The sequence below is a fragment of the Virgibacillus halotolerans genome, assembly GCF_016908515.1.
GTDB classification, from domain to species: Bacteria; Bacillota; Bacilli; order Bacillales; family Amphibacillaceae; genus Virgibacillus_M; species Virgibacillus_M halotolerans.
In genome coordinates, this window is sequence record NZ_JAFBEA010000004.1 from 80941 (window position 1) to 94521 (window position 13581).

At 39.6% G+C, this 13581-nt stretch carries 10 protein-coding genes; all 10 read right to left on the reverse strand.

Annotated elements, in window-relative coordinates:
- Positions 1-13: 13 nt before the first annotated feature.
- Positions 14-1405 (reverse strand): sulfatase family protein, encoded by a 1392-nt coding sequence (locus tag JOC34_RS11535; RefSeq protein ID WP_205136918.1) that lies wholly within the window; start codon positions 1403-1405, stop codon positions 14-16.
- 16 nt (positions 1406-1421) lie between these two features.
- On the reverse strand, positions 1422-2504 hold the full coding sequence (locus tag JOC34_RS11540) for a Gfo/Idh/MocA family protein (RefSeq protein ID WP_205136919.1): 1083 nt from the start codon (positions 2502-2504) through the stop codon (positions 1422-1424).
- A gap of 86 nt (positions 2505-2590) precedes the next feature.
- Positions 2591-3655: a Gfo/Idh/MocA family protein gene (locus JOC34_RS11545; RefSeq protein WP_205136920.1), complete on the reverse strand. Its 1065-nt coding sequence runs from the start codon at positions 3653-3655 to the stop codon at positions 2591-2593.
- 21 nt (positions 3656-3676) lie between these two features.
- Positions 3677-4543: a sugar phosphate isomerase/epimerase family protein gene (locus tag JOC34_RS11550; protein ID WP_205136921.1), complete on the reverse strand. Its 867-nt coding sequence runs from the start codon at positions 4541-4543 to the stop codon at positions 3677-3679.
- 112 nt (positions 4544-4655) lie between these two features.
- Positions 4656-5528 (reverse strand): sugar phosphate isomerase/epimerase family protein, encoded by an 873-nt coding sequence (locus JOC34_RS11555; RefSeq protein ID WP_205136922.1) that lies wholly within the window; start codon positions 5526-5528, stop codon positions 4656-4658.
- Positions 5529-5568: 40 nt separating this feature from the next.
- Complete coding sequence (locus JOC34_RS11560) at positions 5569-6870, reverse strand: glycoside hydrolase family 125 protein (protein WP_205136923.1); 1302 nt, start codon at positions 6868-6870, stop codon at positions 5569-5571.
- 85 nt (positions 6871-6955) lie between these two features.
- Positions 6956-9673 carry an alpha-mannosidase gene (locus tag JOC34_RS11565; protein ID WP_205136924.1) on the reverse strand — a complete coding sequence of 906 codons (2718 nt, stop codon included), beginning with the start codon at positions 9671-9673 and terminating at the stop codon, positions 6956-6958.
- An 83-nt stretch (positions 9674-9756) separates the two neighbouring features.
- Positions 9757-11379 (reverse strand): extracellular solute-binding protein, encoded by a 1623-nt coding sequence (locus JOC34_RS11570; protein ID WP_239544333.1) that lies wholly within the window; start codon positions 11377-11379, stop codon positions 9757-9759.
- Positions 11380-11481: 102 nt separating this feature from the next.
- Positions 11482-12387, reverse strand: coding sequence for a carbohydrate ABC transporter permease (locus JOC34_RS11575; RefSeq protein ID WP_205136926.1), 906 nt, complete (start codon positions 12385-12387; stop codon positions 11482-11484).
- 13 nt (positions 12388-12400) lie between these two features.
- Positions 12401-13390, reverse strand: coding sequence for an ABC transporter permease (locus tag JOC34_RS11580; protein ID WP_420856136.1), 990 nt, complete (start codon positions 13388-13390; stop codon positions 12401-12403).
- Between the last annotated feature and the right edge of the window lie 191 nt (positions 13391-13581).

A 13581-nucleotide genomic window follows, 5' to 3' on the forward strand; every position in this document is an offset into this window, starting at 1 on the left:
TTACGCTGTTATCTTATGCTTCATCTTTAACCTTTCTTTGTAAAAGATAAAGCTCTTCTTTTAAATCTTTTACAGTCTCGCCATATGCTTTATTATGGTAGACATTATTCATTTCATAAGGATCTTCTTTTAAATCAAATAGTTCCCATTCCGGTGTTCTTGTTTCATGAGAGGAGTTCGTTGCTCCAAATGATTTCCCATAGTAATAAATCAGCTTATACCGCTTTGTCCGTAGTCCGTAATGTGCTCCGACTTTGTGTGGCTCACTTAAGTGTTCCCAGTAGCGGTAATACAATGAAGTTTGCCAGTTGTCAGGGGTCCTTTTCTCCATGACCGGCCTCAGGCTCGTACCTTGCATATGGTTGGGTATATCTATCCCTGTATAATCAAGCCATGTCTCAGCAAAATCAACATTTAATGCCATATCATCCGTTACAGCTCCAGGTTCAATTGCACGAGGATAACGAACAATAAATGGCATTCTTAATGACTCCTCATACATAAATCGTTTATCATACCAACCATGATCACCTAAGAAAAAGCCTTGATCGGATGTGTACATCACAATTGTATCCTCAGCCAATCCTTCTTCTTCAAGATAATCAAGTATTCGTCCAACATTATCATCAATTGAAGCTACAACACGTAAATAGTCTTTAATATATCGTTGATAATTCCAACTTTTGCGTTCTTGAGATGATAAATTTGGCGGTGGCTCTATTTTCAAATCTGTCTTCGTAAGATCCCGATCTACGCGCATTGTTGCTTCCTTGGCTGCATTTGATCTGTTTGCATAATCATCATTAAAGGTGACAGGCTCTGGAATAGCTATATCCTCATACATATGGGCATGTTTTTCGTCTGGCTCCCATGGACGATGTGGCGCTTTATGGTGACACATCAGCATAAATGGTTTATCTTGGGAGCAATTTTTCAACCAATCTAACGAGATATCTGTAATGATGTCGGTTACATATCCTTGGTAATGTTTTTCTTCACCCATCTCAATCATCTTCGGATCATGATATTCCCCTTGTCCAGGTAAGACATTCCAATAATCAAACCCGGTTGGGTCATGGTCTTTTCCATGACCCAGGTGCCATTTCCCTACAATAGCCGTTTGGTAGTCATGTTTCTGAAGGATTTTTTGTACATTAGGTTTTCGCCCATCTAGATTATCTGCAAGTGTCCTAACACCATTTACATGATTATACTGTCCGGTCAGAATCGCAGCGCGGCTTGGTGCACAGATCGAGTTAGTACAAAAGCAATTATCAAACCGCATCCCCTCATTCGCAATTCTATCAAGCTGGGGCGTTTCATTAATTTTACTATTATAGCAACTCATTGCATGTGCTGCATGATCATCACTCATGATAAATAAAATATTCGGCTGTTTAGCCATTTTTGTTACATCTCCTTTAGGAAAAGTAAACTGCTTTACCCGTTCTCGCAGATTCATAGATTGCCTCTAAAATTTGCGTCACAACAAGTGCCTCTTCCGGCTTTACCGTTGGCTCTGTATCATTGATAATACTTTCGATCCAAAGTCTCGCTTCCAAATCAGCATCATTTTCTGTTTTTCCGTCATAAAAGGCGACACCACCAGCGCCAAGTTCAACATTGGTCGTATATAATTTCCCGAAATTCTCACCATTAATACGTAAACCATCTTTCATATCTGCACCGCCTTCGGTTCCACTGAGAGTACATTTCGCTTCATCCACATCTAATGAGTTTAATGCCCAACTGGACTCCAAGGTAATTGTTGCTCCATTTTCCATCGTAATAAAACCAAACGCAGAATCTTCCACAGTGAATTTCTCCGGGTCCCATGGCCCCCAAGCATTTGCAGCATTTTTATTTTTACCTAGTTTATGATAAACGTTCCCCATGACAGATTTTGGCTTATAATTATTCATCATCCATAATGTTAAATCAAGTGCATGTGTACCAATATCAATTAAAGGACCTCCTCCTTGCTTTTCTTCATCTAAAAACACCCCCCAAGTGGGTACTGCACGACGGCGGATCGCATGTGCTTTCGCAAAATATACTTCACCTAAATCGCCTCTTTCAGCAACCTGGTGTAAATACTGACTGTCTGGTCTAAAGCGATTATTATAGCCTATCGTTAACTTTTTCCCTGTACGTTCTGATGCTTCAACCATTTGCTTGGCTTCTTCTGATGTTTTAGCCATTGGTTTTTCACACATCACATGCTTCCCGGCGTCCATTGCTGCAATCGAGATTTCTGCATGGGAGATATTCGGTGTTAATACATGTACAACATCAATTGTTTTATCTTGTAATAGTTGCTTATAATCTTCATATACGGTTGCATCTTCAGTTCCATAAGCTTGTGCCGCTTTGACTGCTTTTTCTTTATCAATATCACAGAATGCGATAAGTGCCACTTCATTTATTTTTTCAAGGGTTGGAAGGTGTTTGCCATTGGCAATTCCCCCACATCCAATAATAGCTACGTTTAGTTTTTTTGACATTTTGATGTTCCTCCTAAAATTTAATTTGTATGCTTTGTTTTGAACGCTCACGATAAGACACAGGGTTTTTGGGTAAGTTACACGACTTAATCAAATCGGACCTCGGCATCAGATGCACTGGATTCATAAACACCAGCGAGTATTTTCATGATCTCCACCCCATCCTGTACAGGACTAATCGTTTCCCGCTTCCCTTGAACACAAGATATAAAATGGTCAATCTCCTTTTGGAAGCCTTTATTAAAATCAAATGACAACGCGTCAATTTGTGGTGTTGCATTTAGAATAGTGTCATTTTTTTCGGTAATAATTTGCAATTCTGGTTCAACTTCGGCTCCTCCTTGGTCCCCATACAGATTGACATTAATCGTTTCCTCCTTGGCATGTAGTGTAAAGCTGACATCCACCATCAAAGAGGCACCATTTTCAAATCGAATAAGTGCATTAGCAAGATCCTCGACAGTATTTTCTTCCGGATCATAATCTGCCGCCTGATAAAATGATTTGTTTTTAATATTAGATCTGTTGCCTAACTTATTGTAGGTGTTTCCACTTATGGATTTCACTTTTGGTTTGCCCATCAAATACCAACAAAGATCAATTACATGCACGCCCAAATCAATTAATGGCCCACCACCTGAGCGCTCTTTATCAGCAAACCAGCCACCAGGGTTACCAAGTGCACGGATGCACGAAGCTTTTGCATAATAGATTTCTCCCAGATCACCAGCATCAATGAATTTTTTTAATACTTGCGTATTGGTTCCAAAGCGGCGAACAAATCCAACTTGCAGCGTTTTCCCATTACACGCTTCAACCGCCTGTTCAATCTCGTGTGCTTCCTTCACGGTTTTACATAATGGCTTTTCAACTAGAACGTGTTTATCTGCCTGTAAAGCTGCAATAGCGATTGCTGCATGGGTATTATTCCATGTACAAATGCTGACTGCATCAATTGCTGGGTCTGCCAATAAATCCTGATAATTCTTATAGATGCGCCGAGCACCATACTTCCCTGCTTTTTCTTGGGCTCTTTGTTCATTTAAGTCACAAACAGCATAAATCTCCACTGCCGGATTATTTTTATAGGATTCAAAATGCATTTCAGAGATGGAACCTGCGCCTATAATACCAACTTTAACTTTCTCCATTGTACAACCTCTTTCCCACTTTTATATTGCATTCCAGATACGACGAACATTGTCCATACCGATTTTAGATCCTTGTTTGCATTCTTCCAGACCTTCAAATTCAATCGAAATGTATCCATCATAGCCGGAGTCTTTGATAACATGGATCACATCGTACAGGTTGATATCACCATGGCCACTGATGGCGCCCCTTAAATAATTTCCGGAAGCCGTTTGAAACCAGCCTTCACCAGGATTATAAGTAGATGCTGGACGATGATAAAAATCTTTAATATGCACCATGGATGCATCTTTAATATTTTTCTTTACGGCAACCACAGGGTCTTCGTCCACACAAAGGAAATTTCCTGTATCCAGTGTTGTTTTAAAATTTTCTCGATCTACACAATCGATCAAGCGCTGAATTCGGTCACTCGCTTGGACATAGAAACCGTGATTTTCAATACTTGTGACAATCCCATATTGCCCAGCGTAGTCAGCAATGCGTTGGCACGCTTCCACCAATCTTGGTAAATCCTTTTCAAACTGTTGAATCGATGCCTCCTCGGCTGGCTTAAATGATACATCGTGTCGCATCCGTTTAACCCCTAGCGCATGTGCAGTATCGACTTCTTTTTTGACCCGTATGATCTCCCGCTCAAACGCTTCTTTGGTATCTGGTAGAAAATCTGCGCCAATCGCATAATTCGATATTTCAATCCCTGTTTCCTTTGTCTTTTGTATAATTTCTGCAATTAAATCTGGATTATCTGTCAATGTGTATCCCATTGGGACCAATTCAATGTGCTCGCCACCCTGATCGGCTGTCCATGCGATAACATCCAGAATCGACATCTCCCCTGCATTCATTGCCCCTACTAAACTGTACGAGCTCATTCCCAATTTCATTCATTTACCCTCCAGTAATCATTTATCACCATTTGTCGATATGCCCCTACCTGGCTCTTCAAACTAATTGATCTTTTTTTCTGGCCTTATCCTTAATTGGGTAAACCAGTGGTTATGCTTCCTCCCAAAATCGTCTTATATTGTCCATACCAATTTTACACGCTTCTTTGCACTCCTCCATTCCTTCAAATTCCAGTGTTAGATAACCGTCGTATCCGGAGTCTTTAACAAGCTTCATAATTTTCCTTATATCGATATCACCTTGCCCTACAATGGCACCTCTTAAATAATTTCCATTTGATGTTCTGAACCATTTCCCACCACCGGGATCCGCATCAAAAGCACGGAAATAAAAGTCCTTAAAATGAACAAGTGATGCATATGGCAAATTCTTTTTGACACCTACAATAGAATCCTCATCGACACACATAAAATTCCCTATATCTAAAATTGTTTTAAAGTTAGGTCTATCTACCGCCTCCAATACACGCTGAACCCGATCACTATGTTGAACTGCTACACCATGATTTTCGATGGTTGTTGTAATGCCAAATTTCGCGGCATAATCTGCAATACGGCGACTTCCTTCAATGATTTGCGGGAGGCTTTTTTCAAAGTGTGCAATGGTCATTTTCTCCGGCGGTAATGTAAATGCCGTTACATCATGACGCATATGTTTCATACCCATGCGATCCAACAGATCAACATGTTTCTTCACCCGTACAACTTCCGCCTCAAAAGCTGCTTCTGTATCCAGAACGAAATTTGCTGGCATCGAATAGTTTGATAGTTCGATCCCTACTTCTTTCGCTTTATCACGGACTTGATCCGCCAGTTCCAGATTATCTACTAAGCTAAAACCATATGGCACAATTTCCATATGTTCTCCGCCATTGTCTGCAATCCATGTTACTACATCGAGTACATTCATTTCCCCAGTCTTAATAGCATCAAGTAAACTATACGTGCTTAATCCTAAATTCATTACACTGCACCCCTTTTATTTATTATCAAATTTTTCGATGTTATTCCGCTAAGGCACTACCCTTCACAACACGATTGCATTGGCTCAGTAAAAACTCACTAAACATTGAATTTGCCCAAGAAAACCAAGGTCTTGTAAAGTGTTCAGGGTTATCGACGTGAAATCCTTCGTGCATAAAGTTTGTATCCGCATCCGTTTGTTGAAACAGCTGCAAAATTGCTTTCTTTTCCTCATCGGTTGGTGCAGTCATTCCCTGAATAGCAAGAGAGATATGCCAAATATAATACTCTGGTGTATGTGGACTCCCAATTCCTTTGGCAACCTTTCCTTGAAAGTAATATGGATTTGCTTCACTTAGAATAAACTTTCTCGTATTCTGATAGATGGGGTCATCCGTAGTGCAATACCCCAAATAGGGAAGCGCTAGAAGACTCGGCACATTTGCATCATCCATCAAGTTGTAATTCCCAAGTCCGTCTGTCTCATAGGCATAGATCGTCCCGAAGTCCGGGTGTTCTACTTTTCCAAACGTTTGGATCCCCTCATCAATTTCCTCAGCTAATGCCATAGCGGTCTTTTCCAGAACCTTATCCGTAAGAACCACTGAAGCAATTTCGGCCAATTGTCTGAGTACTACAACAGCAAACATATTGGACGGGATTAAATACCCATACTTACATGCATCATCACTTGGACGAAAACCGGACCACGTCATCCCGGTATAACTTACAGGTGCACCATAGCCTGCATGTGACAGCGTGTCCTGCGGCGGACAATTATCCCTTTCAAACAGGTACTTGGAATCTTTTTGATGATTTTGCTCTGTTTTCCACGTTTTAATCACTGTTAACATCGCTTCCTTGAACGGTTCATCAAAATGTGATGTTCTTCCGGTTGATTTCCAAAACAAATAAGCGAGTTGGATAGGGTAACAGAGGGAATCAATTTCATATTTACGCTCCCAGATTAGTGGTGTCATTTCCGTTTTATCGTCATGATACCGTTTACCGTTCGCCGCTTCATTAAAAGCGTTTGCATATGGATCATGGTTAATGAAGGAAACTTGTTTTTGTATAACCCCCTCAATCAAACATGCTATCTCCTCATCTTGTTCAGCCAGCAATAAATAAGGACGAACCTGTGCTGCTGAATCCCGTAGCCACATCGCTGGTATGTCACCAGTGATCACAAAGGTTGTTCCATCTTCCTGTGGTCTTATTGTTGTTTCATATGTATTGGAAAAGCAATTTTCAAAGAGTTGCTGTATTTTTTGATCGTGTGTGAAAGTCGTTTTTACTTCTTCGATTAAAGTTTTCATTGATGCTGGTATTTGTTTCTGCATGCGGATTCACTTCCTTTTCTTTTTTTGTTTCCTACCAAAAAGGGGGCGTTCACGAAGTGCAGTACACTTTGTAAACGCGCTTGTATTATTCTTTTTCAAATCCAATCGACACGATTTCGTATTTCTGGACGGGATATTGAATTTCTTTTTGATCAGCGGGAAATGATGCTACTCTTTGTTCAATAACATTACTGATATAAGCATCACGGCAATTGGCCGGTGATTGGGCCGTAAGTGTTTCCTCACCATCTGCCATGTTAAACCAGCGGACCATCACATCTTCCGACCCCTCGGCAACTTTCAGCGATGATAATATAAGATTGTCAGACTTCCATTGAACAAATCCATGCGTAGATGGTAGCGGCCCTGCTTGTACAGGCAATTGCTTCACTGACCATGGCACTTGAAATTGGTATGCATCTTGGTAACTTTCTGATTTGGCACAGTTCCCCTGATGCGGATAAATTCTAAACGAAACCGTATGCTCCCCTAAACATTGTGCCTCGGGAGTCGTAAAGTGGCCCCAGTCCCCCATTTCACCAACAGCCCGTAACAGTGTCAATGCAATGGTATTTTGACCATCCCGTAAGATCTCATATTCATTTAATCCTTGATTAGAAATGGTTAAGCCAGTTGTATCATTACTCACATCAACAAATGCTTGCTGATGCTGGGAATGATCCGGATTCTTCCATTCCGCTGCAGGCTCATTATAGCGCTCTACCACTTCAAAAACAGAATCTGCCGTATGTGATTCGGTTACAATATTTGTTGGAAATAATGCCCGTAAACGATGATCTTTAGCCTGATTGTTATAGGAAGTCTCAACGTTTAGACCGCTTCCATTCTTTTCTAATGTAACACGTGTTTTAATGGTGATAGGGATTTTTTCTTCACTGCGTCCTGATTTCCTTCCTGTAAACCAGACAACTTCCTGCTGCTCTTTTTCCAGTAAGTCTGATCCACTTGCAGGAATCTCCCACTCATGAATAATTTCAAAAGTGGCCTGGAATGGTGTATCATCTACCACGGTTATCTTCGCTGTTAAATCTTTTGTTGTGAGCGCTGTTTCACCATCTGGTTGCTTATACATATATTCATTGCCGATGTCCCCTGTATCTTCATACACGCAAAGTTCTTCGAATGTATATCCGCTAGCTTTATCCGTGATCGTTAAAGCACCATTTTTCGCAATTTTTACGTTTAAATACCTGTTTTCCATTTCATTATTGCTATGAATCAATGAACCTTCCTTGTTTGCCCCTAAAGCAGGAACCCATGCATATGTTTTATAGCCTGAAGCTGGGATTTCTTCCGCTTCAAATGTTAGGTGAACTCTACGTGCCATATAAGGCTGACGAAATTTATCATTGGGCAAATCATAATCAAATGCAATACCCAGATCTTCTGCCTGACAGCTGAATTGCTTGCCTGTTTCATCAACCAGCATCCGATCACCTAGCGAGAATTCCTTCAGTTCTTGTTTATTTACACCGTCTGAAAAATAGGCTCTTTTGATGTCCAGTGTGATTGAAACAGCTCCAGTACGACTGGCTCCTGTCGTGTTATATACAGCAAATGGCAGTACATCTTCTCCCCATTTTTCAAAGCCTGTCGTGTCAATCTGTTTCGAAATCGCTGCTAAACTATCATCAATAAGCATTTCAGTAACATGTTTGCTTTTCTCAAAGCGTGTAACCATTCCGCGATGTACCTCGTCCACACTACAACCACAAATGCTGTCATGTGGATGATTTTGCATCAATGTCTTCCAGGCATATGCAAATAAATCATGATTATAATCTTCTCCATATAAGTAAGCAAAAGTGGCGAGCGGTTCTGCTACTTTTTCAAGTAATGTTTGGCATTGCTGATTCATCTGTTTAATATAGACACGTGAAGAAGCTGTATTAACGAGTGTTCCCCAACCATCTGTCTGCTGACTGCGCAACTCACCATTAACCACTTTTAAATCTACAGGAAGTGACTTGGAAAGTTCGGCAATATAATCACTGAAGTTTGAATGAACAAAGTCGATATTTTGATATAGCTTCTCTGCTGTTCGAATGGCCTCAGGTAAATCGGTTTGGATTGGCTGATGGTCACAACCATTCATCATAAGCATATGTGGCGAAGATGCATATTTTTCCAGAGAAGCGATGTGCGCTTCCCAATATTTCTCTGCTTCTACTTCATCTGTCGGAATCTCATTTCCATTGCAATACCAATTTGCAAATAAGATACCCAGAACGGATGAGCCATCGGGTGCTTTCCATTGCATTTCGGAGTATGGTGACTCATAATTTTCTGCTTCACTCACCGTATTATTAAATCCAGTGGGCTTTACCCCTCTTCCGAAAATTGCATTGTTAATACCTGCTTGCTTCAGTATTTGAGGTGCCTGTCCAATATTTCCAAATGAATCAGGGAAATAGCCAATTTTCGAGATCCCGCCACCCCATTTTGCCGCATCCTTCATGCCATATTGCAAATTACGAACATTCGCCTCGCTGCTTGTCAGAAATTCATCCTGTAAAATATACCAGGGACCAATTTTGATTCTGCCTTCTTGGATAAATTTCTGAAGCTTATCTTTCATTTCGGGACGAATTTGTAAATAATCATCTAAAATGATGGTTTGTCCATCCAAATGAAAACTTTTATAATCTGGCTCTTTTTCAAGTGTATCTAACAGCTGATCCATTAATTTCATGAGTAAAACATGGTGTTTCTCATATGGCAGATACCACTCCCTGTCCCAATGTGTATGAGAAATAATATGGACTTTCTTTTTGTATTCCAATACTCACCCTCCGAATTCTACTAAAAGCGTTTTGATTTCATACGGTTAGATCGTAAATACGAACCATATTTTTATTATGTTGATTAATCACTTTCTGCCCAGCGGTCATAAGCTGCTTGATTAATTTCAATATATTTTTCAATATTCATTTTTTTAATTGTTTCTACATAATTGTCCCAATTTGATAACGGCTCAACCCCAGTAATGAACTTTGCTTCCATTTGCTCAACATAAGATTCTAAATCTACTTCTATGGTATTAACTTCCTTCTGTTCATCCGTTGTTAAGTAAACAAGTGGAAATGGAACTTCACCAAACGGCGCAATTTTGTTTTCTATTTCTGAAGCTATAAAGTCTTCAAATTTCGTTTTATCTCCATACACATCTGTTTCAACTTTTAGAGCAGGAGCCGCAATACCGTAATCTGGTGTTAATGTTGCCCTGTAATCTTCTGATGAGTCATATCCATCCGGAAGGTCATTTTTTTTCTTCGTTCCTGCTTCTTTGTCATCCCATTCCCAAAGAAAGCCTTCTGGACCCTGATTCAAAAATGCGCCACCTTCTTCCGAATAGAAATAATCTATCCAACGAATCGATGCTTCCGGGTTTGGGTTATTCTCAGTGATTGAAAAGGCACCCCTTGTCATACCAGTGCTAATCGGTACAATCGGTTCTTTGGATTCATCCGTTGTCAGTGGATAAAACATCGGATTGTTCACTGCATCTTCTTCAGGCTCTCCCGTTGTAAAATAGGAAAACCAATCTGGAAATACGCCTATCCGATTATCTTCCCCTTTTGCTTTTTTCTGTTCATCTGATTGTGAGAATGTTTCCGGGTCTAGTAATTTCTCTTCATAAAGCTTATTCATATAGGTTAGGTAATCTTTATATTCAGGTTCTATTGGCGTATATCTGACCTGTCCATCATTCTCTTCAATTCCCCACTCCTTCATGCCAAATGCAGCCATTAACCATGGACGGGAACTATTCATTTTCACATCAAGTAACGGTATTTCATCTGCCTCACCATTTCCGTTCGGATCTTCATCCTTAAACCGTTTTAATAGTTTATAAAACTCATCTGTCGTTTTAGGTAATTCTTTCACACCTAATTCATCTAACCATTTCCCGTTATACCATAGCGGTCCAGTAGCCCAACTTGCTGTTGTTCCTTCTGTTTCTGCATTAACTACCGGCAGGGAATAGATATGCCCATCAACCGTCGTTATTGACTTTTTCACATCTGGTCTTTCTTCTAATAATTTCTTTAGGTTAGGCGCATGTTCTTCAATCAGTTTTTCCAATGGAACTAATACATCCTGTTGCCCATAATCCACTTCCATGGCGGGAGTTAAATCACTTGTTCCTGCTCCATAAATGATGTCACCCACATCTCCACTAGCAAACGCTAAATTTAACTTTGTTTGAAAATCATCAGATGGTGGTGTCACATATTTAAATTGGATATTGGTCATATCCGCATACGCTTTTAGCGTCTCCATGTTTTTCCACTCTTCTATCCCAACTCCTGGTGCCATCATGGTTAACTCTATCTCCTCATCAACTATCGGAAATCCCTCTTTATTCACTTCAGCATTCGCCGCTTTGGAGGCCTCCTTATTGACCTTCTCATCATCTGATCCACATGCTGCTAATAATAATAATGCGACAATAGCAGTTAACAGTAATTTAAACGTTCTATTCATCGTATGAACTCCCCCTCTTTTATTTATGTTCATTCCATCTTGTTAGTGTAAAAAAGTTAAATCACACCTCCCTTATAATCACCGGATTTCTATTATCCAAATTTATCCTTTAAGTGATCCGATCATAACGCCCTGAACAAAGTGCCGTTGTAGGAATGGATATGCCACAATGATCGGCAAGGTAGATACGATCATGACACCATATTTTATAATGGCTGCTAGTTGCTGCTTACTGTGCATAGCTTCGGCCATACTACCTGAAATTTGGGTATTCTCTGTTGTCATTTCCTGCAATACAAGAATTTCCCTTAAGACCAGTTGAAGTGGAAACTTTGCCTTGTCAGACAAATATATTAATGCATTAAAATATTCATTCCAGTGACCAACACCATAAAACAATGCCATAACAGCAATTATTGGAGCAGATAATGGTAGAATAATTTTGAAAAATATCTTAAAATTAGATGCCCCATCAATTTTTGCTGATTCTTCCAATTCCACTGGCACGCTTGACTGAAAGAAGACACGTGCAATAACGATATTCCACACCGCGGCAGCATTAGGTAAGACCAATGCCCAAATTGTATCGATCATCCCTAAGCTTTTCACCACCAAGTACGTCGGTATCAAACCGCCACTAAAAAACATCGTTAATACAAATATCCCCATTAAAAGATTTCTACCCACAAGATCTTTTCGTGATAGCGCATATGCTGCAGGTATGGTAACTGCAAGATTAATTGACGTACCTAGCACAGTATAAAAAATAGTATTAAGGTAACCTCTCCATATATCGCTATTTTCAAAGATAATCTTGTAACCTTCCAATGTAATTCCTTTCGGAAAGAGCCACATTTTTCCTGAGTTTACATCTGCCGGATTACTAATGGATGCACTAATGATGTAGATGACAGGATAAAGAACGCCTATTAACGCCAAGCTAAGAAAAATGTAAATAAAAGTTTTAATCATTTTATCTGTCTTTGTTTCACTTATAGCTGTATTCATAAACGATCCTCCCTTACCATAGACTTGTTTCCGAAGTTTTTTTCGCAATTTGGTTCACAGTAATAAGTAAAATAGCATTAATAACTGAATTGAACAGACCAACAGCTGCCGCAAAGCTATACTGTGCATCCAACAAACCAGCCTGATAAACAAATGTTGCAATCACATTTGACGATTCCATATTCAGCGGATTTTGTAACAGTAATATTTTTTCAAACCCAAGGGCCATAATATTGCCGACATTCATGATCAATAAGATCACCATCGTAGGCACAAGTGCTGGAATATTTATATACCAGATTCGTTGTAATCGTGTTGCCCCGTCAACGATTGCTGCTTCATGATGCTGTGGATCAACACCCGAGAGTGCTGCGAGATAAATAATTGTCCCCCACCCGGTACTTTGCCATACACCTGAGAACACATACACCGTCTTAAACCATTTTGGATCACTCATAAATGGAATGGGATCAATACCTAAAAGCCCAAGACCGTGGTTTATAATACCTGTTGCAGGTGATAGGAAGGCAATAATCATTCCTGCCATTACTACAACCGAAATAAAATGTGGTGCGTATGTTACAGTTTGTACCGTTTTTTTGTATAATCCATCTTTCGCTTCGTTTATTGCTAATGCTAATATAATAGGTAAAGGAAACCCGACGACTAATTCATATACACTGATTCCCAGTGTGTTCTTGATTAAGTCCCAGAAATAATAGGAATCGAAAAATCGTTTAAAATGTTCCAGCCCTACCCATTCACTCCCCCATATTCCTTTAGATGGAATAAAATCTTTAAATGCAATTTGCACGCCATACATTGGAATGTAATGGAAAATAAAAAAATACAAAAATGCTGGGAGTATAAATATGTAGAGTTGCCAATTCTGTAGAATCTTTCTGTTCCTTTTTGGTTTCTTGTTCTTTGGGATGGGATTCATATTTGCCGAATCCATTTTCTCTTCTTCATTAGAAAGAGCCGTTGCTGTACTTGAACTCATATCATTTGCTTCCCCCTCTCTTGTAACTGCTTACATTCTATATTTTTCAGAAAACATAATCAATATGTTAATTTCACTAAAAATTGTCATAATCGAATCACTTACATTGTTTTTGCATATGTGGTATCGCCTTCAATGTATTGCGATATGTCAAATTTGTTCTTATATGTATATTATTACAATAATCCTTA

Coding starts and splice junctions, on each gene's coding strand:
- JOC34_RS11545 (WP_205136920.1), bottom strand. CDS start 3,655: ATGGAGAAAGTTAAAGTTGGTATTATAGGCGCAGGTTCCATCTCTGAA.
- JOC34_RS11570 (WP_239544333.1), bottom strand. CDS start 11,379: ATGAATAGAACGTTTAAATTACTGTTAACTGCTATTGTCGCATTATTA.
- JOC34_RS11555 (WP_205136922.1), bottom strand. CDS start 5,528: ATGAATTTAGGATTAAGCACGTATAGTTTACTTGATGCTATTAAGACT.
- JOC34_RS11580 (WP_420856136.1), bottom strand. CDS start 13,390: ATGAGTTCAAGTACAGCAACGGCTCTTTCTAATGAAGAAGAGAAAATG.
- JOC34_RS11575 (WP_205136926.1), bottom strand. CDS start 12,387: ATGAATACAGCTATAAGTGAAACAAAGACAGATAAAATGATTAAAACT.
- JOC34_RS11550 (WP_205136921.1), bottom strand. CDS start 4,543: ATGAAATTGGGAATGAGCTCGTACAGTTTAGTAGGGGCAATGAATGCA.
- JOC34_RS11540 (WP_205136919.1), bottom strand. CDS start 2,504: ATGTCAAAAAAACTAAACGTAGCTATTATTGGATGTGGGGGAATTGCC.
- JOC34_RS11560 (WP_205136923.1), bottom strand. CDS start 6,870: ATGCAGAAACAAATACCAGCATCAATGAAAACTTTAATCGAAGAAGTA.
- JOC34_RS11535 (WP_205136918.1), bottom strand. CDS start 1,405: ATGGCTAAACAGCCGAATATTTTATTTATCATGAGTGATGATCATGCA.